This is a genomic window from Shouchella tritolerans, from assembly GCF_025770735.1.
Classification (GTDB): Bacteria; Bacillota; Bacilli; order Bacillales; family Bacillaceae_D; genus Shouchella; species Shouchella tritolerans.
The window spans coordinates 158,266-183,113 of sequence record NZ_JAODPB010000002.1 but is presented as its reverse complement, the minus strand read 5'-3'; the positions used below and the strand labels follow the sequence as shown (position 1 = coordinate 183,113).

Sequence of the window (24,848 nt, the reverse complement as noted above, 5' to 3'; positions counted from 1 at the left end):
CTTTTTCGTAAGTCAAATCCTTTCTGTTTATCCTATTTGCCCCATCCAGTGGCTATGCTGTTCTTTTCGCGCCATCCATGCTAGACTTTTTTTATGGAAAAACGAAACTTCGATTTTTGCTGTTCGTAAATGGTATAAAAAGAAAGGTGGTACATAGAGATGATCATTCTTATCATCGTCATTATTGCTGTTATTGCGCTTGCTTGGATTGCTAGCTACAACTCTCTCGTCAAGCACCGTAATTGGGCCGAGGAATCGTGGGCACAAATTGATGTGCAGTTAAAGAGACGCTATGATTTAATTCCCAATCTCGTTGAAACCGTAAAAGGCTACGCCAAACATGAACAGGAAACGTTGACTGGCGTCATTGAAAAACGAAACGCTATTACCCAGCCGAATGCGAGCCGCCACGAACGTGTCGAGCAAAATGCTGAGCTAAACGGCATGCTTCGGCAACTGTTTGCCCTCGGGGAATCATACCCCGATTTAAAAGCGAACAAAAACTTTTTGCAGCTACAGGAAGAGCTTGCTGGAACAGAAAATAAAATTGCTTATGCCCGTCAAGCTTATAATTCAACCGTGATGCGCTATAATACAAAGCTGGAGTCGTTTCCATCCAATCTAATCGCTAATATTCATTCTTTTATGCGCATGGAACTCCTTGACATTCCTGATGAAGAAAAAGAACCGGTAAAAGTGCAATTTTAAGGAGGGGAGCCATTGTTTCATATCCAAATTGCCCGCAATAAACGAAAGACGGTTTTTTTAGTCGCCCTCTTTATTGCTTTTGTTCTCTTGATCGGCGCAGCAATTACGTACGTGCGTGCCGGCGATTATGTGAGCGGCGCCATTTTTGCCGCTGTCATCGCCGGAGGCTATACAATTTTTATGATTTCCACGAGCACGAATATTGTCATGCGCATGAACCATGCCCGTGAGATCACTTCATCAACGGAACAGCCGTTTTTGTGGCATACCGTCGAGGGATTAGCAATTGCAGCGCGGATCCCGATGCCGCGGATTTTTATTATTCAAGACAAAAGCCCGAACGCCTTTGCAACAGGGATTTCGCCAAAATCAGGCGCTGTAGCCGTCACTTCCGGATTGATGGAGCGCCTCTCCCGCGAAGAAATTGAAGGCGTGCTTGCTCATGAAGTGGCCCATATTCGCAATTATGATATTCGCTTATCAACCATTGCTGTCGCTCTCGTATCAGCTATCGCAATTTTGAGCGACCTCGGTATGCGTTTTTTCGTGTTTTCTGGAGGACGCAATAAAGACAACAAGCACCCGCTTATTCTCATCATTGCCATTTTCCTCGTCTTGCTTTCGCCGCTTGTGGCGACGATGATGCAGCTTGCCATTTCCCGCAACCGCGAATATTTGGCTGATGCAAGCGCCGTAGAGTTGACCCGCAACCCTGTAGCATTGGCAAGCGCACTAGAAAATATTACGAATACGCGCACCCCTGTGGAAGAAGCATCCTCTTCAACCGCATCGCTATACTTTGCTGACCCATTAAAAAAGAAAGCCGCTTCGTTATTTTCAACCCATCCGCCCCCAGAAGAACGGATAAAACGGTTGCGGAATATGTAAAAAATTATTTAGACGGATAGAAAACGCTTGTCAGCTGAGATGAACAACAAAGGATGCGAGCGTTTGCCAAAAGAAAGACAGCCTCGTCCAAGACGAGGCTGCCTTTCTTTTGCTAAGCGATTAGTTCAATAGCAATGACTGCTCTTTCGCTTCTTCAAAAATGCCGAGCATAACGCTCATACCTTTTTCAATTTCGGCATCAGTGGCATGAGTGAAGTTAAGGCGCAGTGTATTTAATTGCGGTGATCCTGCATAAAAAGGCCTTCCTGGTACATAGGCCATTCCCTTTTCTACAGCGCGTGGCAGCAAAGCTTCTGTATGAATGTGTGGTTCTGCCTCCACCCATAGGAACATGCCACCTTCTGGTTCGATAAACTGGATGGAACCGCGCTCTTTCGCCTCTTGCAAACAATCAACCATGACATTCTTGCGGTGTCCATACAACTCACGGATGTTGTCGATATGGCCGTCAAGATCGAAGTTGCGACATAGATGGTAAAGTGCCTGATGCCCAATCGAGTTGGAATGCAAGTCATTGGCTTGTTTTGCTTGTGCCATCATGCGAATAATTTGGTATGGGCCCGTGATCCAACCCGTCCGCAAAGCAGGAACGGCCGTTTTGGAAAATGTGCTCGTATACAGCACATGAGAGCCATCATCAAGAGCCGCAATTGGCGTATAGCCCCCTGGAGTAAATTGGATGTCGCCGTATGGATCGTCTTCAAAAATAAGGACATGGTGCTTACGCGCTAGGCCCACTAATTCTTTGCGCCGCTCAAGCGTCCAAACACGGCCTGTCGGGTTTGAAAATGTTGGAACCACATAAATGACTTTAGGCTTATATTCTTTTATTTTTCGAACTAAATCGTCGATCATCATTCCGTCTGCGTCGCATTTAACAGGAATGACTGTTGCTTCATACGACTGGAAAACTTGCAATGCAGCTAAATAAGTTGGCTCTTCCGTAAAAATGACGTCCCCTGGCCCGATCATCACGCGGGAAAATAAATCGATTGCCTGCTGCGAACCAGTCGTCAATAACATTTCATCAGCTGTTAAGCCTGTTATGCCTTTTTTCTCCATCCGTTCGAGAATCACTTCACGCAGAGGCAGATAACCTTCTGTTTCTCCGTATTGCAATGCCTTATTTCCACTTGCAAACACGCGGCTAAACGCTTCTTCAATCGCCTTTCGCGGAAATAAACCATCATCTGGCAAGCCTCCTGCAAAGGAAATGACGTCCCCTCGGTTTACCACTTTTAATATGTCCCGTACAGCCGATGACTTCAAATGGCGGACCCTTTTTGCAAATGCATATTTCATCTCTAACACCCCGAAATCTCTTAGTCTTTTTCTCTTTTTTTGTCCACTCACAAAAAAATCTGATTAATTGAATGACTTCTATTCTACTCCTCCTTTGACGAAAAAGTCAATCAATTTATTCGTTGAAAAAAGCTTCCTCCTTTGCCGGAGGAAAGCTTTTTTTTAATCCTTGATTGCCGCATATTGCGACTTGACGAGGCCAAAATAGGTCCCTTTCTTTTCCATCAGCTGGTCATGGGTACCTTGTTCAATCACATTGCCATGTTCAAGGACAATGATGTTGTCGGCGTCACGAATGGTCGAGAGGCGATGGGCAATCATAATCGCCGTTCTTCCCGCCAACAGTGTTTTAAGCCCGTTTTGGATTTTCACTTCGGTTTCTGTATCAATACTGGCGGTAGCTTCATCCAAAATTAAAATACGCGGATCGGCAATTAACGCCCTAGCAAAGGAAAGAAGTTGCCTTTCTCCTACAGATAGCACATTCCCTTGTTCTTCGACCTCGGTTTGGTAGCCTTTTTCCAACTTTTCGATAAAGGAATGTGCTCCAATTGCTTTTGCTGCCGCCATGATTTCTTCGTCTGTTGCCGAAGGATTGCCAAAGCGAATGTTTTCCATGATTGTGCCTGCGAAAATAAACGTGTCTTGGAGGACATAGCTAACGTGTTTGCGCAAGTCAGCAAGGCGAATATCTTTTAAATCAACGCCATCCAAATGGATTTCCCCGGAAGTCGGATCATAAAAACGACTCATCAAGTTAACAATTGTTGACTTGCCTGAACCGGTATGGCCGACAAGAGCGACTGTCGTGCCTGCATGAAATGTGAGATCAATGCCGTTTAATGCCCGGCGTTTGCCGTCGTAAGAAAACTCGACATCTTTAAAGACAATTTCTCCTTTTATGTCCGTAAGCGGCTCCGCATCAGGCTTATCTTCCACATTTGGCTTTTCATCGAGAAATTCAAAAATCCGCTCACTCGAAGCCATGCCGACAAGAAGCTGGTTGTACACTTGCCCTAAACGGGAAATCGGCTCCCAAAACATGCCAATGTAAAAAGCAAACGATACAAACACACCTAATTCTAACGTACTGGCATCGCTTTGGATTAAAAACGCGCCATACCAAATTAATATCGCTCCGCCAAGGGCACTTGCCATTTCAACAAACGGCCGGAACAATGCGTTCATGCGTGTAGCCTGGCGCCAGCTCTCATAGTTTTGGCTGTTCACTTCGTCAAAGAAATCCATGTTTTCATGTTCTTGTGCATAGGCTTGTGTAACACGAATTCCTTGAATGCTCTCATTTAAATGGGAATTCAGCCTAGATTGGCGCAAGCGCACAGTTTGCCAGGCGCGGCGAATTTGCCGACGCAGTTTTGTAGAAATAAAAAACATAATCGGCAAAACGATGAGAATGACAAGCGCAAGTTCTGGACTGAGCGAGAATAAAATGACGACAATCCCAATGAGCATGACCGCATCCATCAACAAATTAATAACGCCGTTTGTAAACAAATCTTGGAGTGAATTGACATCATTGATTACTCTTACAAGAATCGATCCAGCCGAACGCTGGTCATAAAATCGATGGGACAAATGCTGGATATGGTCAAACAGCTTTTTGCGAATGTCAAAAATAACATGCTGGCCAAGCTGATTCGTCCAGCGGATACGGAAAAGATTGGCCACATAGGCGAATAGATACAAGCCTAAAACAATCCCTGCATAAAGCACCATATCAGCCGTGGTCGCTAACCCTTTTTCCAGCCGGTCGACAGCGAATACGCCGATAAATATTGGAACAATTAACCGCACTGCCGTCGCCAGCAGCATAACAAAAATTGTTTTTGGCAACAGGCTTTTTGCGTAAGGCGCCAAAAACGAAAACAGACGCGTCATTTGTTTCCAGTTAAAGGGTTTTTCAATAATTTCCTCAGTTGAATAGTGAAAACGAGCTTTCCTTCTTGCCTGTTCCATGCCTGGTCACATCCTTACGCTTGTTGCAGCACATATTGTTGATCCTGGTTTTGGATATCGTAAATCCGCCTATATAGCCCTTCTTCTTGCAGAAGGCTTTCGTGATCTCCGTCTTGAACAATGTTCCCATCATCAAGAACGAGAATCTTGTCACAATGCTTTACCGATGATATCCGATGGGCAATGACAAACGTTGTCCGCCCTTCCATTATTTCTTTTAGCGCTTGCTGGATTTTCATTTCTGTTTGCATATCAACAGCGCTTGTCGCATCGTCTAGGATAAGAATGCTTGGGTTTAAGATCATCGCCCTGGCAATGGCAATCCGCTGTTTTTGCCCGCCGGAAAGACCGAGGCCCCGTTCGCCGAGAATTGTATCGTATCCGTCTGGAAGCGAGCTGATAAAGTCATGTGCATCTGCACGCTTAGCCGCCGCTACAATCTCTTCCATCGGAACATCAGGGTTTCCATAGGCAAGGTTGTCACGGATAGAAGAAGAGAACAAAAACGTTTGTTGAAGCACGAGGCCGATATTGCTCCTCAGTTCTTTTACGTCATATTCTTCTACAGGCTTGCCGTCAATGAGAATGTCCCCCGCTGTTTTTTCATAAAAGCGCATGATAAGCTGGATAATGCTTGATTTTCCTGAGCCTGTTGCGCCGACAAGCCCAATTGTCGACCCTTTAGGTGCATGGAAAGAAATGTTCGTGAGCGCATTTTTGGCTTTGTTGTTATAGCGTAGCTCGACGTTTTTAAAAACCACATCGCCATCAAGCTTTGCATACGAGCTTGTTTGCTCTACTCCGTTTTTCCGTTCCTCTTCATCCAATATTTCAAGCAAACGTTCTCCTGACGCTTTTGACTGTGAAAACGTATTGATAATAAATCCAAGGTTCATAATCGGGCCAATAATAAACCATACAAGGCTGAAGAAAGCCGTTAATTCGCCAGCCGTCAATTGGCCTTGTACCGCTAAATATCCGCCAAAACCAAGAAGCAGCACAGCAGACGTGTTGCCGATGAATTCCATTAACGGAAAATACGTTCCCCATACATTAGCGACTTCTACGTTTTTTGCACGGTAATCGTCATTTTGTTTATGGAAACGGCTTTTTTCTGTATCTTCCTGGGCAAGCGCTTTAACAGTGTGCATGCCGCTTACATTTTCTTGCACTTTTGTGTTGAGCGAAGCAAGTGATTTACGGACATGACGAAATCCCGGATGTACCCGTTTATCAAACTTGTAAACAACCACACTTAAAAACGGCAACGTCACCATTGTCACAATTGTCAAAGGGACTGAATAGTAAAACATAACGATCAGCGAAAAGCCGACAAGCAGGACAAAGTTGACAAGCTGAGCGCAACCAAACGAAAGAAAAAAGCGGAATGCTTCCACGTCCGCTGTTAGCCTTGACATCAAATCGCCGGTTTTAGCATTATCGTAATAAGTAAATGGAAGAAATTGCAGTTTTTTATAAAGCGCTTTCCGCAGGCGGTAAACAGCCCGTACGCCAAACAAATCACCAAAATATTGGTTGATATACGTGGCGATTCCTTTTACTGCCATGATTAAAATTAAACCGATCGCCAAGTAAGGGATAATGCCGTATTCTCCGCCGCTAATCCCGACATCAATGGCGATTTGCAAAACGACCGGGTAAACAACCGTGATCGCTGTCACAAAAAACAATGCGATCAAAGAAAACACGAAAAACCTTTTATCTGGAAGATAAAACGTTGCCAGACGCCTAAAAGTCTCCACCGTTACACCACCTCTTAAATTCAATGCTTAGAATTACGAAATACCGTAGAGTCGTAAAATCTATCTTACTCTGAAACGAAACGACCGTCAATTAATATATCGATCATTTTGAAATTTTTTTGTTTGTCTATGTAACTTAAAGACATTCGCTTACGTTGCACAAAAAAAGGGCTGTCTGCTGCCCCTATAAATACTTGCGGTGCATTTTGCCACCGTCGTAAATAAAAACAATCTGCTTTTCATTAATTTCTGTTTCCAAATGAACCGTGCGGCCCCATAGTTGATAAAGATAAGGAAGGACTCTCTCCAAATGGCCAACATCAAGTTCAATCCCTTCAAAACGATGTGTAATATAAAGTTCACCATTTTTTAAGTAATCGCCATCCGTCACCACTAGGTACGGAAAGCCGCCATTGACCCGCGATTGAGTAATGTGGTCACGTACACCTTCCCAAGCTTTGTCGACAATCTTATAGTCCGAACCTTGTTTTTGGAATAAGTACATGTCTTCCCGGTGGACGAGCTCTTTTGTTAAATAGTTGCGGATAAACGACGTATCCGATTCAATTTCACGGACTTCAAAGATTTTCTCACGCCCGCTTCCTGGCTTAATCCCTTGTTTGCGCTGCATTTCCTCTGTTGGCTCGTTGTAGCGTTGTTCAATATCCTCAAAAATTTTCAATCCTAAGTAATAAGGATTAATGGATGTTTTCGATGGTTGGACAACAGCAGCGTTCAACTTCGCAAATTCAACTGCCTCTTCGCTCGTTAAGTCCATTTCTCTAATAATCCGTGCATGCCAAAAAGAGGCCCAGCCTTCATTCATGATTTTCGTTTCCAATTGCGGCCAGAAATATAGCATTTCTTCCCGCATCATTGTCAAAATATCACGCTGCCAAGGTTCCAATTCCCTGCTATGGTGTTCGATAAAACGAAGCACGTCTTTTTCAGGACTTTCAGGAAAACGTTTCTTTTTTGGAGATGTTTCCTTTTTAGGCTGCTCTTCTAAATTCCACAAATCCTCATATTCAGAAGTCCGCGGCTTTTCAAATGTCAAGTCGCTGCTCTCTACTGGCTTGACAAGCCCAGGGTCAATATGTTCTTGAATCGCCAAAACGGCATCAAGAAAATTTTCGACTTGCTCTTTGCCATGAATATGTTCATAGTGGGCAACCCGTTCAGCCGTAGCGCTCATGCTCTCCACCATATCGCGCCGTGTATTTGAAAAGCGAATGTTGTTTTTGAAAAAGTCACAATGGGCCAACACATGGGCGACAATAAGCTTGTTTTGGATCAAACTATTGCTGTCTAATAAAAAGGCATAGCATGGATCGGAATTAATAACGAGCTCATAAATTTTGCTTAACCCTAAATCATACTGGAGCTTCATTTTGTGGTATTGCTTGCCAAACGACCAATGGTTATACCGTGTTGGCATCCCATAAGCCCCGAATGTGTAAATGATATCCGCTGGGCAAATTTCATAGCGCATTTCATAAAAATCAAGGCCAAACCCTTTAGCAATTTCAGTAATCTCTTCAATCGCATATTGCAGTTCTTTCCAATTGTCAGACAACGCACTCCCTCCTTCGTTGTCTTCCTATTCTATGAACAGCAGTAGAGTTACATGAACAAGAAAAAGCCCTTGGCGCACAGCAAGCCTGTACGCACAAGGGAAATGTTAAGAAATAAAAGCTTCCATATAAGACATGACCGCTTGTTGCAACTGATTCAGTTTTTGTTCACTCTCTTCATTGCTTGAGCCGACAACACCAAAATAAAACTTCACTTTAGGTTCTGTTCCCGAAGGACGCACACAGAACCACGAGCCGTCCTCAAGTGTGTACTTCAGCACATTGGATGCTGGCAACTCAATCGCTGTCCGTTCTCCTGTTGCAGTGGCAAGCGCTTGTCTCGATTCAAAATCTTCGACTGTTGTAATGAGCCTACTAGCCATATGTGTAGGCGCTTCTTGACGGAGAGAGGCAAGAATAGAAGCAATTTTTTCTGCCCCTTCTTTTCCTTTTAACGTTAAGGATTGCAACCCTTCACGGTAATAGCCGTACTTGCGATAGACTTGCTGCAATGCTTCATAAACCGTCATGCCTTTACGCTTATAATGGAGTGCCAACTCAGCGGCAAACAGGCAAGCTTGAATAGCGTCTTTATCGCGGACGAAATCTCCTATTAAATAGCCATAGCTTTCTTCATAGCCGAACAAAAATGTATGTTCACCGGAACGTTCATATTCGCCCATCTTTTCGCCGATAAACTTGAAGCCTGTTAACGTATCGATGGTTGTCAGCCCGTAAGCGTCAGCAATTACTCGGCCTAGTTCAGACGTGACAATCGTCTTGAGGACTACGCCATTTTTCGGAAGCGTCCCCTTTTGCTGGCGTGTTTCGAGAAGATAGTCAAGCAAGAGCGCGCCAGTTTGGTTTCCAGTCAAGACAATGTAGTTCCCCTCGTCATCTTTCACCGCAAGCCCTACACGGTCTGCATCCGGGTCTGTAGCAAGCAAAAGGTCTGCCCCTTGGCGCTCCCCATAATCGATCGCCAATGTAAAGGCTGCATGTTCCTCTGGGTTTGGTGAAGAAACAGTTGAAAAATCAGGATCAGGTTGCTCTTGTTCAGCGACCACTGTAACGTTTGTAAACCCGCTCTCCTTTAGGGCACGTCTGACCGCAACATTCGCTGTGCCATGGAGCGGTGTAAACACAATAGCCAACTCATCGCCATCATTCTTGTCCATTTCAGGCTGGAGCAAAATCGTCTTCAATTGTTCGTTATAAGCATCGTCCATTTCAGTAGAAATGAGCTCGTATAACTGTGCTGCTTTCAATTCTTCTTCATCGCCAACTTCAATAGCCAATTCGTCTTCGATTGATTGCACACAAGCGACAAGCTCTTCTGCAGGGGCAGGCGGGAATTGGCAGCCATCTGCGCCGTATACTTTAAAGCCATTATACTCAGGCGGGTTATGTGAAGCAGTAATCACAATACCTGCTTCAGCTCCGAGATAACGGACGGCAAATGACAATTCTGGCGTCGGCCGCAAACTTTCAAAAACGTATGCTTTAATGCCATGAGCGCCTAACGTGATTGCTGCTTCATGAGCAAACTTTGCTGACTTATGGCGGGAATCAAAAGCGATCGCCACTCCTTTGCTTTTCGCTGTCTCGCCTCGTTTTTCAATAAAGCGGGCCAATCCTTCGGCTGCTTTTCGAACAGTATATGTATTCATCCGGTTTGGTCCTGGCCCGATTTCCCCACGCATGCCTCCTGTTCCAAAGGCAAGTTCCCGGTAAAAACAATCTTCAAGCGCCTTATCATTATCCAAAATGGCGTCCAATTGTTGACGCACATCTGGTTCTAATTGTGCAAATTGGTTCCAGCGTTCCACTTTCTCCGCAATATTCAAAAGAGTCCCTCCCATAAAAACTGCTCTACGCTATCATTTTACACAGCATTCCCCTGGTTTGCCAGCAAAAAAACGGCTCATCTGCTTGCAAGCTTGATCAAGGCATCCAATTCCAATCGGTATTGCGCTTCCTGCTCCTCACTCCAATTAAAGCGATCACGCATATACCGAAAAACCGCTTCTTGGACATGTACCGCTTCTGTTTTATTAAAATAGAACATCGCCGTGCGCCTGACCAAAAAGTCTGCGGGCGTAACTGCCATTTCTTCTTCAATCGAAAACAGCAGCTGCGCAAAAATAACCGGCGGCAACCCAAATAGACGCGCTTGTTTTTTATAAGACCAAAAACGTGCATAAATGGCCCCTACATTCGACCCATACATATCGACTAATTCTTGTGCCTTTTCTCGGCTAATTCCATACTGTACCCCTTCAGCAAGGCGTTTTTCTTTATAATTGTCAAATTGGTCAACGCTGCCTGCATAGCCGCCGGAAAGGGTGACTGTATCCGTTTCGCACGGAGAAAAAGGGCCTGCTTTTTTGGCGATACGGTCAAGAATTTGCTTGGCCAATAAACGATAACCAGTGGTGTGCCCACATACTACTGTTACAAGGCCTGAAGCGGATTCAAACCAGTCATTTTTCCTGATCGCTTCATGCTTTTTTTTGTTTGTTTCCATCACAATTGGCCGTTTAACATACCACGAGGCTTCAATATCATCGGGTGTGATCTGTACTTGCTGAAACGTCTGATTGATTTTCGCCAACATGACCTCTCGTTCGTTTTCGTCCCTTTCATCGCTGTTCGTCAAAGACAACACGACTTTCTTGCCTCTTGGCGCCAGACTAATCAGCTTTTTGTCGTCCAATTCCAAATAAACAACTTGGTCAATCGCAAGCAGCTCTTTTGGAATGACCATATACGCATCAGTCATATAGCCAATCGTCTTTGCCGACATAGACCGGTCTTGCTCCCGAAGAGTATCTGCCTCAATCCCTGTAGCATTAATAATCTTTTTAGCGAACACTTTATAAGCTTCGCCAGTCAACTGATCGATCGCAACCACACCGACGGCTTTCCCATTTTCATAGAGAAACGTCTCTGCTTTCATATAATTGAGCGCCATTGTTCCCCTTCTAGTTGCTTCTTTTAGCAAATCAAACACGAGCCGTGCATCGTCACGCCAAAATTCATGGTAGAGAACAGCGCCTTTGATCGATTTATCAGAGAGTAAAGGCGCAAGGCGATTCAGTTCCTTTTTTGATAAATGTTTGCGCTTTTCCTTTCTTGCCAAGTCTGATATACGTTCAACCACCTTTGAACCAAAAGATTGCCTGCCAAACATGCTGACTTTAAAAGCAGGAAGCAGCAAAGGAAGCTGTTTCATTAAATGCGGAGCATTTTCATGCAAAATCAAGCGCTCTTTGACATATTCTCCGTGCCATTTCATGTCAAGCTGGTGGGCCTGCCTACTCTCATTATGAAAAAGGGTTGACCAAGCCCCAGAAGAGCCTGAAGCAAAATCGGCACGTTCAATTAAAACCGTCTTCATTCCCCTGACTACTGCATCAAGGGCAATGCCCGCTCCGGCAACCCCTCCGCCGATCACCAGCAGGTCAAAGACATCCCCTTCCAGCTGCTGTATATACTCACCCCGCAATTCACTTGAAAAAGAATGAACCATCTACAACTCCCCTATCTGTTTGCTCACTTTCCTTATCATAGCATTTTTTCACAATAACAGAGAAGTCAGACGATAACCGGAATCCGATTTTTTAAACAAATGTTCTGTTTGGATAGTGTCGTGCTCACTGCGCTAATGAACACGCCTTTATCGTTTGCTTCCTTGATCGCTTTGGCAAAATCAGCGTCTATGCTGCTTTCCATTTCCACCGTGCTAATGTTGCTATGTTGAGAGACAAACAGAATCGCACTCTCATACTCAGGCAGCATATTTAAAGCAGTCAATTCCCGTACATGTTTTGCGCCCCTTTTCGTGATGGCATCTGGAAAAAACCCTTTGCTGTCGCGAGCAAGCGTTACACTCTTTACTTCAAGCACCAGCGTGCGTCCGTTTTTGGAAAGCAAAAAATCAAAACGCGATTTGCCTATTGTTGCTTCTCTTTTTACTAGCTGCCAGCCACTAAATGCTTCAAGGGAATGGGAGGCTAGCGCCTCTTCTACTAGTTGGTTGGCAAAAGTCGTTTTTAGTGAAACAAGGTCACCGCCAGATGTCTCACATAACACAGCTGTCCATGCCGTTTTACGTAACGGCCCGACAGCAGGTTCAGCCCAAATGACGGCGCCTTCCACTAACAATTCACGCAAACGTCCTGGATCAGGCAAATGCGCCAGTACAGTTTCCCCTGTGTCTGTTCGCCTTAATTCGACAACAAAGCGATTGGGGCGATGAATGAACTGCATTTTCGTTAATGGCGGCAATCGCATTGTGATCCTTCCTTTCTACTAAGACACACTCAATCGTGTCTGCTCAATCTGCTATCACTTACTGTTTATAAACGACATGATAAATGTCATCTCGGCGGTCACGTAATTGATTAACGCTGCCAGAACGGCGGTGGCGCCGTAAAATTTCTAAATCAACGTCTCCTACTACGACCGTTTCAATATTGGGGCTGCACTCCCCTACGATGCCGTCGCGTGGGAACGTGAAATCAGACGGCGTGAAAATGCCAGATTGGGCATATTGGATATCCATATTGGCCACATCAGAAAGGTTACCGACTGTGCCAGAAATGACGGTGTAAATTTGGTTTTCAATCGCCCGTGCCTGGGAACAGTAGCGGACACGCAAATAGCCTTGGCGGTCATCTGTGCAAAATGGCGAAAAGATGATGTTCGCCCCTTTGTCGGTGGCAATACGGCCCAATTCTGGAAACTCAATATCATAACAAATTTGGATGGCAATTTTGCCGCAGTCTGTGTCAAACACTTTTACTTCGTCGCCGCCGCTAATCCCCCAAAAAAGCCGTTCATTTGGGGTAATATGGAGTTTATATTGTTTTTCAATCGTACCATCACGGCGGAACAAATAGCTGATATTATAAATCTTCCCTTCTTCTTCTACATAATGGGACCCGCCTATTATATTGACATTGTAGCGAACAGCAAGCGTCGTAAACAGCGCAATATATTCCTCTGTAAATTCCGTTAAACGGCGAATCGCCCGGCTTGGACTTTTCTCGGGAAGAAAGGATAATAGCTGAAGCGTAAAAATCTCAGGAAAAACAGCAAAATCGGATTGATAACTAGCTGCCACATCTGCATAATACTCACATTGGACAGCAAAATCATCAAATGAAGCAATTTTTTTCATTTCGTATTGGATCGTCGTAATCCGCACAGGAAAAGACGTTTTAAAACGCCTTTTCGGCGTAGATGGCTGATAGTCAATGTTATTCCATTCCATCAATGTGGCATATTTCATACTCGCCTTGTCATCAGTCAAATAATTGGCATTAACGCGTTTAAGGGAAAAGCCATTAATGACTTGGAACGTCAAAACCGGGTCATAAATATTATGCATCGTTACTTGGTCAACATATTCCCGTGGTGAGATTTTGTCCGCATATTTGTAGTAGTTTGGGATGCGACCGCCAATAATAATGCTTTTTAAATTTTTTTCCCGGCACAAGTCTTTCCGCGCTTCGTAAAGACGACGGCCAATTTTCATACGGCGAAAGTCAGGATGCACCATGATTTCAATGCCGTATAAATTGTAGCCATCAGGATCATGGTTGGTAATATAGCCTTGGTCGGTAATTTCATCCCAAGTATGCTGGTCATCGTATTCATCAAAATTGATAATTAAACTAGAACATGAACCGATGATTTGCCCGTCGTATTCGACGCAAAATTGGCCCTCTGGAAATATGGAAATGTGACTCTGTAATTCTTCACGGCGCCACGGCTCCATATTTGGAAAGCATCGTTTTGATAAATTTATAATATCGTTAAAATCCTTTTCTTCAATATGGCGAAGAATGATTTTTTTTTCGAACTTAGACACATCAATTTCTTTCATGCTGCTCACACCTTTCTCACTGGAACATGTCAATTCATTCCGTAGTTTACCTCTTTTTTAGCCGTTTGAATAGTGTTTTTCCCCGTTCCGCTAAACAAGGAAAAAGTTTTCAAAAAAGAAAGGGTGCGTTGTGAAGTGTCTCGTCCTGACGTGGTATGCCCACAGGTTGGGACAGATCCTATCATTGCTTTTATACTTGACTTTAGGAAAAAGTCCGTGACAGGCTTAACTACACAGACTCTGCTAAACCGCAGTATGAAACGACTAACCTTAACGGAAATCATAGGGCTGCACACTAAAAATTTCAGCGTATAATGGCCGATTTTTAAGAGGAAGAATACACTAGCGAGCTAACGGGAGGGAATAAAGCAATGACTTTGGCAAAAGGCCAATCCTCCATTTGCCTAAAAATGATTGCTTGCTTTACGGCTTGTCGGTTTGAAAGGTAGTTAACGGGATGTCGCCACCGTTTGATAGCTACATGGACGTGGATATGTCCCCGATTCCAGTTGACGATAAGCAACAATCGGCATGCCGGAAACGGGGCTTATAAAAAAATAGATAAAAATGCATTGCATTTGAATGAGCAACGGTCTAATGGAAAAGGGGGTTCCTTTTGGAAAGGCACTAGAGAGCCGTAGCTCTATGCACCCGTTGCCTTCCTACATAAACGCTTCACGAAGATGAAGCGCTCGTGTCGGAAAATCTGTGAAAACGGCTGGACAGCCCCAAGAAAATAACTTTTTCAAAGTTGTCGTGTCATTGACAGTGAAAGCCCGAACGGCAGTATTTGCCTGTTTCATTTCTTCGATTAATTCTTTTGATACGTACATACTGTCTAAATGGTAGCCTTTTGCCCCTAACTGCTTCAGATAGCTGGTTGCTTTAAATAAAGGCCCTTTTACAAGTGCGGCCGTTTCAATGAAAGGTAAATGGGCTTGGAACTTTGCTAGCAACATATGGTCAAATGAAGAAACAACAAGACGCTCTTTAAACCGGTTATCACGAATGAGCGGCAAAATCGCATCAATGACCCGCTCATGCGGCTGGCCGTACCCTTTTACTTCTAAGTTTAAATGGAGCGACGGATAACTCGCTGCCCAGTCGAGCAGTTCAGACAGGAAAGGGATGTTTTCTTGTTTTTGGTACGTTTGCTTGGCAGCTGCATTCAATTGTTTCAACTCATTGGCCATGTATTGGCAAACAGGGCCTTGCCCATTGGTTGTTCGGTTGACCGTGCGGTCGTGAATGACAACAGGTACATCATCTTTCGTTAACTGGACATCAAATTCAATCCCGTCTGCCCCTGCTTTTGCTGCTTGTTCAAAAGCCTTCAGCGTGTTTTCCGGATAAGATCCAGATGCACCACGGTGGGCATAAATCAACGTTTTCATCCATGCACCTCCTTTCCCCTCACGTTCATCAAAGGTTTGTCTTATGGTTAGCCAACTGAGACACCAAAGGGCTGTTTTATTCCTTGCTTTCCATTCTTACAAAGAAAGTCCCCTTTGTTTCTCCTTGAAATGCAAGGTTAAACTGATCGCCATCAGCGATTGCCCCGACACCTTCTGGCGTGCCTGTAAATAGCAAATCGCCCTTTTTTAAGCCAAAAGCAAGGTGGCATTCCTGGACAATTTCACTAAACGAAAACAACATATTCTCCGTATTGCCTAGCTGGACGATCTTGCCATTTCGTTCGAGAGAAAAATCGATGCTTTTGCTTTCTTGTTCTCCTGGAAATGGGAAAAATGGCGTTAGGATGGCAGAGTTGCGGAATCCTTTGGCACGGAGCCAAGGGTGCCCTTTTTGCTTTAGCTTGCTTTGCAAGTCGCGCAACGTTAAGTCGACACCTACTGCCATCTCCGTGACGACATCATCAAGTGTATCTCCATCCTCCATGTCTTTGTCAATTTTCAATACAATCTCGGCCTCATAATGGATGGCCCCTTTGTCACTTGGATAAAGAAGCGTGCTTCCGTTAGCCAACACAGCTGCGCTTTTAGGTTTGCCAAATAACAAAGGTTCCGTCGGTACTTCGTTTCCTAATTCTTTCGCATGGTTGGCATAGTTACGGCCAATACAATAAATGCTCGCGATTTCCTCCATTCCATCCCCCTCTGTGTCATTGCACGGACGACACGATTTTATTGCCTTATTTAAACAGATTTAAGTTGCCAATTCGTGCGATCGCTTCACGCAATGTCGTTTTGTTTGCGAGGAGTCCGATACGCACATATCCTTCTCCATACCGGCCAAACCCGTTTCCTGGAGCGACGACGAGATGAGCTTTCTCAAGAAGCAGTTCGCTAAATTCCTCGGACGTATAGCCTTTTGGTACAGGGAACCAGGCAAAAAACGAACCTGATGGACGTTCAACTTGCCAGCCAATTTCCTGTGCTGCCTCCCAAAGGACTTCGCTCCGTTCTTTGTACAGACTGACCAGCTCGTGTACGCTGGACTGATCGGATTGCAACGCGCAGGCAGAAGCTGCTTGAAGGCCGCCGAAGAGGCTACAATGATAATGATCTTGCAACTCTTCTAGCATCGCAACAATTTCCTTATTTCCAAGCACAAAACCGACGCGCCAGCCTGCCATATTGTACAATTTCGACATAGTAAAAAGCTCTACACCTACATCTTTTGCCCCTTCTTGCTGCAAAAAGCTGCATGGCGTGCCTTCAAACCCAATTGCACCGTAAGCAAAATCATGAATGACGGGAATACCGTGGGAACGGGCAACAGCGACCGTATTGGCAAAAAAGCGCGCGTCGGCTGTCGCGCCCGTTGGGTTATTAGGATAATTTAGAAACATCATGTTTGCTTTATCCAACACATCAGAGCCTAGCTCATGATAATCTGGCAGAAATCGGTTGTTCCTTAACAACGGCATTGGTTTCGCTATTGCTCCCGTTATCGCGATGCCTGACAAATAGTCTGGATAGCCTGGATCAGGTACGAGTGCCATGTCACCCTTATTTAATAAACATTGGCATAACTCAACAATGGCCGTCTTTGTTCCTGGTACAATGGCGATCTCGGTTTCAGGGTCCAACTCCACTTCATACTGCTGTTTGTAATACGCAGCGATTGCTTCCTTTAAAAACGGATACCCTCGAAAAGGGCCGTATCGATGAAACCGGGGCTCGCAGCTTGCCTCACGCAGCGCCTCCACAATAAAAGCAGGAGTCGGCTGATCGTGGTTGCCTTGGCCTAAATTAATGAGATCATTATGTTCTTGAGCCATTCGTTGTGCTTTGTTTACTAACTTCGCAAAAAATTGACTTGGCAGCTGTTCCATCATTGCCGCTTGCTGTATGTCCATTGCCATCCCCCACTCACTGTGTTAGTCCTCTTGCAAAAAGCCCTTTTCTTTCAAGAAGGCATCCAAATGAGGCCGCTTCCGTTCTTTTGTGTAAGCCGCCATCGATGCAGTCCAGCCAGTGGTTCGTTTGCCATTCGTGCGCTTCGCATAATAAGCGCTCATTGTTTCATCATAGGCAGAAAGGGCATCCTCCTGATCGCTTTGATATGTTTCTTGGTGGAGAACAGCTTTTAAAGGCAGGCGCGGCTTTTGTCCAGGTTCACTGTCAGGCTCGCCTATCGCCATCCCCATTACCGGGAATACATATGTAGGCAAATGAAGCAAATCACTTACTTCCTTTGGTTGATTACGGATGCCGCCAATCATCACTCCGCCAAGGCCCAGCGATTCAGCGGCAAGCATAAGATTTTGGGCAAATAAAGCGGCATCAACAGCGCTAACAAGAAGTTGCTCCGCCCCACCGACGTCAAAGGAAACCTGATGCTGTTTGCTGGCACTTGCATGCCGTGAGAAATCTGCGCAAATAACAAAAAACACACGACACTCATTTACCCAACGTTGACCGCCTGTTAAATCGGCGAGTGTTTCTTTTCGTGCGGGATCTTCTACAGCTATAACGGAGTATGCCTGCACGTGATGGGACGTTGACGCCCACTGCGCCGAGCTGACAATCGTTTCAATTTGTTCCTTTGTGACACGCTTATTTGTAAAAGCGCGAATTGACCGATGACTGGTCATAAGCTTTAGCACATCATTGCTTTCCATCTCCACCACCACCTGTTTCATTTTTTTGCTGATAATGGTAGTGTACTAAAAATGCCGAGAAAGAGGAACTATTAGCCGCATGATCAGCCGATTTTCTTACTAAAGAATACAAAAAGAGAACCGTATCAATGTGGCAACGGTTCTCTTTAAACACAAAGCTATTCTACAAATGTGCTTTCTGCGTATAAGCGCTTGCCGCTTCTTCGTCAGCAATCACTGTGACATTTGGATGCTTGTTTAATATAGAAGCTGGGAACACCTCATTTACTTCATTTGCGCATAGTTTGGCGAACGCTTCCGCTTTTGCTTTCCCGGAAATAAGCAACAGGATTTCTTTTGCTTCCATAATCGTTTGAATCCCCATTGTGATCGCTTGCTTTGGCACATCTTCTAAAGTGGGGAAATACCTAGCGTTAGCTTTGCGTGTTTCTTCGGCCAACTCGACAACATGAGTTCTGCTAGAAAAGGGTGTCCCTGGCTCATTAAAACCGATATGGCCATTGCTGCCGATGCCGAGAAGTTGAATGTCAATTCCGCCCGCTTCGGCAATCATGTTTTCATAAGCACGGCATTCTTCTTCAAGCGACGCAGCCATTCCATTTGGCAAATGCGTTTTTTCTTTTGGAATATCGACATAATCAAACAACCGTTGCTTCATATAGTGGCGGTAACTGTTTTTGTCCTCAGCAGGCAAGCCTACATATTCATCTAAATTGAACGTTTGCACATGTGAAAATGATTGGCCGTTTTCCTTTGCTTTTGCAATCAAAGCGGTATACGTGTTTTCTGGTGTGCCCCCTGTCGCAAGTCCGAGCGTTATTTTCGGAGACTGCTGAATTCGCTCAAACAAGAGTGCTGCTGCTTTTTGGCTCATTTCTTCATAATTTTTTACGTGAATTATATTCATACGTCATCCTCCTTGCCATATGCTTTTTTCCCTAAACAATAGGTGTACAACACATCGCCATCTTTCGTGAGCACAGTAAAATCGCCATCTTTCCCAGGCGCCAATGACCCTTTTTTCGCTTCAATGCCAATTTTTTTCGCTGGGTTGTAGGAAGCCATTTGCACCGCTTGTTCCAATGAGCAGCCAGTATAAGCAACCATATTTGCTACCGCCTTGTTCATTTGCAAAACAGAACCGGCAAGCGTACCATCAGAAAGCGTCGCTCTTCCACCGTTAACAGAAACATCCTGGCCCCCTAAATCATAAGCACCGTCAGGCAACCCTTTTGCCCTCATCGAGTCAGTAATAAGCAGACACTGATTCGTGCCCTTTGCTTTCCAGGCTAGCTTCACCATTTCTGGATGGATATGAATGCCGTCTACAATCAATTCAATGTCGAGTTCATCAAGAAGGAGCGCCCCACCGGCTACGCCTGGTTCACGATGATGCAAAGAACGCATGCCATTGTACATATGCGTTACTTGATTTGCGCCTGCTGCGACAGCTTGCTCCATTTCACTATAAACAGCATCCGAATGGCCAATTGACGGATTCGCGCCTTCTGAACGCAAATAGGCTGCCAACTCGCTTCCATTTCGTTTCTCCGGGGCGTAGGTTACTTGTTTAATCTTGCCTTCTGCTAAGTCCATCCATTTTTTCATGATTGGTACGGATGGTTCTACAATGTACTCGAGAGGCTGTGCGCCTTTTTTCGTTTCATTTATAAAAGGCCCTTCAATATGTAGGCCGACAATCTCTGCTTCTTTATCCGCCCGTCTATAAGCGACGACATTTTCAATCGCGCCTTCAATGTGCTCATGTTTTTGGGTAATGGTTGTTGCAAGAAAAGCGGTCGTCCCCTCAGCCGGCAAATTTGCTGCCATTGTTTGCAGCGCATCCTTTGTACGGTCCATTACATCGGCACCATAGCCACCATGTATGTGCACGTCAACAAAGCCTGGGACAACAATTGCATCTGCTGGAACCGTTACCTGTACAGTGTCATCGTTTTTATGATCGTCGCCGTCGCCAACACCAACCGCAATAATTTTGCCATTATCGATCGCAAGAAAACCTCTGTCGTATTTACAACACCCTGGTTCCCCTGTAATCAACTGCCCCCCTGTTACAACGATACTTGCCATGCGATCACCTTCCTCGTTTCATCATTCCCTTTGTTTCTTTTAGTATACGCTCTAGTCGTTTAGTTGTCTATACCAATTACAACGTAAAAAAAATTATGGTATACTGACTTTATTATATGTTCGGAGGATAAAGGCATGATTGACAAACAGTCTCCTATTCCGATTTATTTTCAAATTGAGGAGCTTATTAAAAAGCAAATTGCCAACGGGATTTTAAAACCAGGCGAAGCATTGCCGTCTGAGCGAGAATTTGCAGACATGTACGGCATTAGTCGCATGACCGTTCGCCAAGGCATCAACAATCTTGTCCAGCAAAAAAAACTATACCGTGAAAAAGGACGAGGCACATTCGTTTCGTGGCCTAAAATTGAGCAACCACTCTCTAAAATGACCAGTTTTACAGAAGATATGAAAAGCCGCAACATGGAGCCTGGTTCAAAGTTGCTTTCTTTTAAAACCACTAAAGCGGATGAACCGATTGCCAAAGTGCTCGCAGTTGAGGAAGGCACAGCTATTTATGCGATTAAACGTGTGCGTCTAGCAGATGAGCTTCCTATTGCCTTGGAACGGACTTATATTGCTTGTGAGCTCGCCCCCCATTTAACCGCTGACACATTGAACCATTCGCTTTACTCCTACTTTGAACGGACATGCGGCTATTCGATTTCTGATGCAGAACAGACAATCGCAGCCGTCCTCGCTGACGAAGAAGATGCCCGTTGGCTTACGGTGCCTGTCGGCTCCCCACTTTTGGCGATTCGCCGGCAAACAAGACTTGAGGACAATCGTGTATTAGAAGCCGTTTATTCCCATTACCGCGGTGATCGCTACCATTTTGTAACGAAAATGGTGCGTTGAAGTTGTAAAGACAACCTCATTCAGACTTGAGGCGCCTGACTCATTAGCAGGCGCCTCTAACTTCTGTGCATAAGCTGCTATGAAACGGCAGCTGTTCTTCATTGCAAACTATCCATCTAAAGAGCAGTGCCACTTGTTTTCGGTCATGAGCTAATATAATCCCCACCATTAATATGGATCGCCTGTCCGGTCATGTAGGAAGAGTCGTTAGAAGCAAGGAGCACATAGGCACCAACAAGTTCACTCGGCTGCCCTGCTCGTCCCATTGGCGTCGTTGTGCCAAACTCAGATACTTTCTGCTCGTCAAAAGAAGCAGGAATCAACGGCGTCCAGATCGGACCAGGGGCTACGCTGTTTACGCGAATATGTTTTGAAGCAAGCGCTTGTGCCATCGAGCGGGTAAAGGCTGTAATGGCACCTTTGGTACTCGTATAATCAATCAACGTCACATTGCCCCGATAGGCATTAATGGAAGACGTATTGATAATAGCGCTGCCTGGCTTCAAATAATCAAGCGCTGCTTTCGTATAATACACATACGAATAGAAATTCGTCGCAAATGTACGGTGAAGCTGTTCGGCTGTAAGTTCCCGTAAATCGTTGACTGGATGCTGCTCTGCAGCGTTGTTGACTAAAATATCTAGACCGCCAAGTTCCGTGACTGTGCGTTCAACGCTCTCCTTACAAAACGTTTCATCACTTATATCGCCAGAAATGGTAATGCACTGGACACCCTCTTGTTCGACGCGCTGCTTTGTTTGCTCCGCGTCCTCATGCTCATCTAAATAGACGATCGCAATATGGGCGCCTTCTTTAGCATACCCGACTGCCACCGCGCGGCCGATACCCGAATCGCCACCAGTAATAAGCGCTACTTTGCCGCGAAGTTTTCCTGTACCTTTGTAATCGTCGTCTTCATAGATCGGGCGCGGTTCCATCACCGCTTCATCCCCTGGTTGCTTGTCTTGTTTTTGCGGCGGAATGCCGTTTGCTAAATAATTGTGTAAGTCCACTTTGTAGATTCCTCCTCTTCTTCTTCATTAGTATTGGTATACCTCAAAAGAAAGGGTATTTAAACATAGGTACTTTTCATCCGTTAAACCGCCTGAAATTTTTACTAAAAACTGCATACAAACGCGGTTTGATCATGCTAATCTGTCATTAAGGTGTACATAACTGCCCTTTTTCATGCAAAAACAATTCTACTTGGACAGCCTTTAAAAAAAGCGGTATACTCTAGCATAGATTGAGGTGAAAACGGTGAAAACAATCCACGTAACGAGAAAACTTCTTTCCAAGTACAAAACGATTGAAGAAGCGTTGCTTGATGCTAGCGATGGGGATACGATCAAAATAGATCCAGGAACATACCAGGAGTCTGTGACAATTGCCAAGTCTGTTCATTTAGTCGGCCTCGGCGAACCGGAAACAGTCATCATTCAAGCGCCAATGGAGATCATCAATAAAGCGTCGGTGTCGATAAAAAACATATCTTTTGCCGAATGCGAGAAAGGGCTAACTGTTAAAAACGGATATGCGCAATTGACTCATTGTCAGTTTACTCGCCTGAAAAAATGGGGGATCCATGTTCTTGAAGATGGCCATCTTGATTTAACCGACGCCACGATTCGCCACAGCGGCATCGGCCTATTTGTAGTTGGACGAGCCCGCGCTGAGTACTGCGCCTTATACAGTCAACGGGGCAGTCAAGTATGCGTAAGCGGAAACGGCCGTTTTGTCATGAAACACTCGCATATTTACCAAGGAAAGAGCGCGGCCATTTATTTTGACCAGAACAGCCGCAGCTTTGTGGAAAATTGCCAAATCTACGGCCATCATTCTGAAAATATGCAACTTAAATCAATGGGCAACAGCGAAGCAGCTTTAAAAGATTGCTTGATCTATGAAAGCTCTTCTGGAGGTGCACTTGTCCTTGGCGAATCGAAGCTGACATTGAATTCATGTACATTGACTAATAATGCACCGAAACAAGTAGTCGTTTTAGGCGGGGAAACGATTATCCAAAACAGTTTGTTTGAAGCCGGACAAATTGGAGTGGACATTAACGATAACGGTACCGCGCAACTTGAAGCAACGATTCTCACGTCGCACGAAGACGATCATATTCGTGTTGGCGCTGGCGCCCTTTACGTGTATAGAAGCACGATTAAATTTGGGCAAAAATCAGGTGTAGTCCTGACGAAAAACGCCTATGCCCATATCGAATCATGTGATTTGTTCGGCCACATGATGCCACAATTAGCAGTGAGCGAAAAAGCACGTGTAAGTCTAAAACACAGCGCTATCTTTTATGGCAAACATTATGGGTTTTGGCTAACGGAACAAGCAAGTGCAGATGTAGGCCACTGCCGCTTTTATGAAAATGAACTCAATCAACTCGTTATTGCTGACAAAAGTGAAGCCGACCTAGAAGATATACAAGTCTTTGATGGAGCGCAAAGCGGCCTTTATATTCATGATCATAGCCATGCGAATGTGGTGAATTCAACTTTTTACCATCATAATGACCTTTACCCGCAAATTTATGTAAGTAGCCATTCAACCATTACAATGAAAGAAAGCAAGCTTTATGACAGTTATGAGAGCGGCATCCGCTTTGATATGGAAGCGAGCGGGCTCCTGGAACATTGCCAGTTTAGCGGCCATTATGAAGCGCAAATTGATATCCAACATAGCGCGCCAACGATTCGAGAATGCGTCATCGAGAACGGTGGAACCTGCGCCATCCGCCTGCTCCATGCTGGCGGCTTCATCGAAAATTGTACATTTAGTGGCCATGAACACAATATTGCCATTGGGGGCGAATGCGACACAGACATTATCGGACAAGAAGCTGACGCATTGCGCCAATATGCTGAAGCATTAAGCGTGACAGAGGAAATGGAAGCACAGCTCTCACAAGCTGAAATGCGGGCAGCACTAGAAAAAGCACAAAAAGACGCAGAGCGTGAAGAGCGGACAGTGGAAATTGTCGGCCTTGTAGAGGAATTGGAAGAACAACTCGGAAAAAAATAATCCTTTAGCAGATAAAAATTAGCTACAAATTGAGGCGCCTTCTTGTAGAAGGCGCCTCATTATAGTTCATTGAAAGTATTATTCAGACCGACACAAAAGGAAATAAATAGCAAAAAATCGTTCCATTTAATATTTACATGTTAAATCTGCCTCTGTCTCGCAACCTATAAAGCATTAATTCACAGGCTTATCCATTTTCCGCAAAAATGCGATTTGCCCGATATGGTAGGCATTATGCGTTGCTGCATTTGCAATTAGCCCCCACCATTCGGCCTCTACCGGATAGCCTTTTACCTTCTCTGACAATTGCTTTTCTGTAATTAAGTCCTGCCAACGCAACAAAATGTCCAGCAGCTCCGTTTGCAAAGTTTGGAAATTTTTATCTTTGGGGACAAGAAAACTATCCGCATTCTTTTCGATGCCAGGTACTCTATTTGCGTCCGCTTTTTCATAGCGTGTCTGCCATGTTTGATTCCAGTAGATTAAGTGTTGGACAATCTCGGCAATGCTATGGCTCGATTTGTCAGGTTTCCAAAACGCCTCTGTTTCCGTGATCCCTTTGACAGCTTCTTGGAACGGGACATACCAGCTGGGGTCATTTGCATTTGCTAATAATTGGTCTAACAATACTGTCTTAGCATCAACCATTT

At 44.8% G+C, this 24,848-nt stretch carries 20 protein-coding genes; 4 read left to right on the top strand and 16 right to left on the bottom strand.

Annotation, left to right across the window (positions count from 1 at the left end):
* Positions 1-159 precede the first annotated feature (159 nt).
* Positions 160-708, top strand: coding sequence for a LemA family protein (locus tag N6H06_RS07165; RefSeq protein WP_263705974.1), 549 nt, complete (start codon positions 160-162; stop codon positions 706-708).
* A 12-nt stretch (positions 709-720) separates the two neighbouring features.
* Positions 721-1,596, top strand: a complete 876-nt coding sequence (gene htpX / locus N6H06_RS07160) for a zinc metalloprotease HtpX (protein WP_062747613.1) — start codon at positions 721-723, stop codon at positions 1,594-1,596.
* 120 nt (positions 1,597-1,716) lie between these two features.
* Here htpX and N6H06_RS07155 read toward each other — a convergent pair whose 3' ends face one another.
* The 14 genes from N6H06_RS07155 to nagA all read right to left on the bottom strand — a co-directional run bounded on the left by N6H06_RS07155 (position 1,717) and on the right by nagA (position 20,304).
* Positions 1,717-2,919 carry an aminotransferase-like domain-containing protein gene (locus N6H06_RS07155; RefSeq protein WP_062747941.1) on the bottom strand — a complete coding sequence of 401 codons (1,203 nt, stop codon included), beginning with the start codon at positions 2,917-2,919 and terminating at the stop codon, positions 1,717-1,719.
* Positions 2,920-3,081: 162 nt separating this feature from the next.
* Positions 3,082-4,896, bottom strand: a complete 1,815-nt coding sequence (locus tag N6H06_RS07150; RefSeq protein WP_062747614.1) for an ABC transporter ATP-binding protein — start codon at positions 4,894-4,896, stop codon at positions 3,082-3,084.
* A 14-nt stretch (positions 4,897-4,910) separates the two neighbouring features.
* Positions 4,911-6,659 carry an ABC transporter ATP-binding protein gene (locus N6H06_RS07145; RefSeq protein WP_263705973.1) on the bottom strand — a complete coding sequence of 583 codons (1,749 nt, stop codon included), beginning with the start codon at positions 6,657-6,659 and terminating at the stop codon, positions 4,911-4,913.
* Positions 6,660-6,843: 184 nt separating this feature from the next.
* Positions 6,844-8,235 carry a SpoVR family protein gene (locus N6H06_RS07140; protein WP_263705972.1) on the bottom strand — a complete coding sequence of 464 codons (1,392 nt, stop codon included), beginning with the start codon at positions 8,233-8,235 and terminating at the stop codon, positions 6,844-6,846.
* Between the two features lie 105 nt (positions 8,236-8,340).
* Entirely contained in the window at positions 8,341-10,080 is a 1,740-nt protein-coding gene (locus N6H06_RS07135; protein ID WP_318527512.1) for a phospho-sugar mutase, read from the bottom strand.
* Between the two features lie 77 nt (positions 10,081-10,157).
* Positions 10,158-11,765, bottom strand: a complete 1,608-nt coding sequence (locus tag N6H06_RS07130) for a glycerol-3-phosphate dehydrogenase/oxidase (protein WP_263705970.1) — start codon at positions 11,763-11,765, stop codon at positions 10,158-10,160.
* 65 nt (positions 11,766-11,830) lie between these two features.
* Positions 11,831-12,529, bottom strand: coding sequence for a DNA/RNA nuclease SfsA (gene sfsA, locus N6H06_RS07125; RefSeq protein WP_062747624.1), 699 nt, complete (start codon positions 12,527-12,529; stop codon positions 11,831-11,833).
* Between the two features lie 58 nt (positions 12,530-12,587).
* The gene (locus N6H06_RS07120; RefSeq protein WP_062747626.1) at positions 12,588-14,126 is read right to left on the bottom strand and encodes a bifunctional GNAT family N-acetyltransferase/carbon-nitrogen hydrolase family protein; all 1,539 of its coding nucleotides are present in this window, start codon (positions 14,124-14,126) and stop codon (positions 12,588-12,590) included.
* Positions 14,127-14,788: 662 nt separating this feature from the next.
* Positions 14,789-15,520, bottom strand: coding sequence for a glycerophosphodiester phosphodiesterase (locus N6H06_RS07115; protein ID WP_062747627.1), 732 nt, complete (start codon positions 15,518-15,520; stop codon positions 14,789-14,791).
* Between the two features lie 76 nt (positions 15,521-15,596).
* Positions 15,597-16,232, bottom strand: coding sequence for a fumarylacetoacetate hydrolase family protein (locus tag N6H06_RS07110; RefSeq protein ID WP_062747629.1), 636 nt, complete (start codon positions 16,230-16,232; stop codon positions 15,597-15,599).
* 46 nt (positions 16,233-16,278) lie between these two features.
* Positions 16,279-17,454, bottom strand: coding sequence for a pyridoxal phosphate-dependent aminotransferase (locus N6H06_RS07105; protein WP_318527509.1), 1,176 nt, complete (start codon positions 17,452-17,454; stop codon positions 16,279-16,281).
* Positions 17,455-17,469: 15 nt separating this feature from the next.
* On the bottom strand, positions 17,470-18,213 hold the full coding sequence (gene nfsA / locus N6H06_RS07100) for an oxygen-insensitive NADPH nitroreductase (RefSeq protein WP_263705968.1): 744 nt from the start codon (positions 18,211-18,213) through the stop codon (positions 17,470-17,472).
* Between the two features lie 163 nt (positions 18,214-18,376).
* Positions 18,377-19,120 (bottom strand): glucosamine-6-phosphate deaminase, encoded by a 744-nt coding sequence (gene nagB / locus N6H06_RS07095; RefSeq protein ID WP_062747635.1) that lies wholly within the window; start codon positions 19,118-19,120, stop codon positions 18,377-18,379.
* Positions 19,117-20,304 (bottom strand): N-acetylglucosamine-6-phosphate deacetylase, encoded by a 1,188-nt coding sequence (gene nagA / locus N6H06_RS07090; protein ID WP_263705967.1) that lies wholly within the window; start codon positions 20,302-20,304, stop codon positions 19,117-19,119. Before nagA ends, nagB begins: the two co-directional genes overlap by 4 nt.
* Before the next feature lie 135 nt (positions 20,305-20,439).
* Here nagA and N6H06_RS07085 point away from each other — a divergent pair, with 135 nt between their 5' ends.
* Positions 20,440-21,162, top strand: a complete 723-nt coding sequence (locus N6H06_RS07085; protein WP_062747639.1) for a GntR family transcriptional regulator — start codon at positions 20,440-20,442, stop codon at positions 21,160-21,162.
* A gap of 143 nt (positions 21,163-21,305) precedes the next feature.
* Here the strand turns inward: N6H06_RS07085 and N6H06_RS07080 are convergent, their stop codons facing one another.
* The gene (locus N6H06_RS07080; protein ID WP_035204447.1) at positions 21,306-22,175 is read right to left on the bottom strand and encodes an SDR family oxidoreductase; all 870 of its coding nucleotides are present in this window, start codon (positions 22,173-22,175) and stop codon (positions 21,306-21,308) included.
* Between the two features lie 247 nt (positions 22,176-22,422).
* Between N6H06_RS07080 and N6H06_RS07075 the strand changes: the two genes are divergently transcribed.
* On the top strand, positions 22,423-24,198 hold the full coding sequence (locus N6H06_RS07075; RefSeq protein WP_062747641.1) for a right-handed parallel beta-helix repeat-containing protein: 1,776 nt from the start codon (positions 22,423-22,425) through the stop codon (positions 24,196-24,198).
* 174 nt (positions 24,199-24,372) lie between these two features.
* Here N6H06_RS07075 and N6H06_RS07070 read toward each other — a convergent pair whose 3' ends face one another.
* Positions 24,373-24,846 carry a DinB family protein gene (locus tag N6H06_RS07070; RefSeq protein ID WP_062747643.1) on the bottom strand — a complete coding sequence of 158 codons (474 nt, stop codon included), beginning with the start codon at positions 24,844-24,846 and terminating at the stop codon, positions 24,373-24,375.
* Positions 24,847-24,848: the final 2 nt, after the last annotated feature.

Bases quoted from the DNA above. Each gene is read 5' to 3' on its own strand.
- N6H06_RS07165 (WP_263705974.1), top strand. From the start codon at position 160: ATGATCATTCTTATCATCGTCATTATTGCTGTTATTGCGCTTGCTTGG.
- N6H06_RS07155 (WP_062747941.1), bottom strand. From the start codon at position 2,919: ATGAAATATGCATTTGCAAAAAGGGTCCGCCATTTGAAGTCATCGGCT.
- N6H06_RS07150 (WP_062747614.1), bottom strand. From the start codon at position 4,896: ATGGAACAGGCAAGAAGGAAAGCTCGTTTTCACTATTCAACTGAGGAA.
- N6H06_RS07130 (WP_263705970.1), bottom strand. From the start codon at position 11,765: ATGGTTCATTCTTTTTCAAGTGAATTGCGGGGTGAGTATATACAGCAG.
- sfsA (WP_062747624.1), bottom strand. From the start codon at position 12,529: ATGCGATTGCCGCCATTAACGAAAATGCAGTTCATTCATCGCCCCAAT.
- N6H06_RS07120 (WP_062747626.1), bottom strand. From the start codon at position 14,126: ATGAAAGAAATTGATGTGTCTAAGTTCGAAAAAAAAATCATTCTTCGC.
- N6H06_RS07115 (WP_062747627.1), bottom strand. From the start codon at position 15,520: ATGAAAACGTTGATTTATGCCCACCGTGGTGCATCTGGATCTTATCCG.
- N6H06_RS07110 (WP_062747629.1), bottom strand. From the start codon at position 16,232: ATGGAGGAAATCGCGAGCATTTATTGTATTGGCCGTAACTATGCCAAC.
- N6H06_RS07105 (WP_318527509.1), bottom strand. From the start codon at position 17,454: ATGGCAATGGACATACAGCAAGCGGCAATGATGGAACAGCTGCCAAGT.
- nfsA (WP_263705968.1), bottom strand. From the start codon at position 18,213: ATGGAAAGCAATGATGTGCTAAAGCTTATGACCAGTCATCGGTCAATT.
- nagB (WP_062747635.1), bottom strand. From the start codon at position 19,120: ATGAATATAATTCACGTAAAAAATTATGAAGAAATGAGCCAAAAAGCA.
- nagA (WP_263705967.1), bottom strand. From the start codon at position 20,304: ATGGCAAGTATCGTTGTAACAGGGGGGCAGTTGATTACAGGGGAACCA.
- N6H06_RS07085 (WP_062747639.1), top strand. From the start codon at position 20,440: ATGATTGACAAACAGTCTCCTATTCCGATTTATTTTCAAATTGAGGAG.
- N6H06_RS07070 (WP_062747643.1), bottom strand. From the start codon at position 24,846: ATGGTTGATGCTAAGACAGTATTGTTAGACCAATTATTAGCAAATGCA.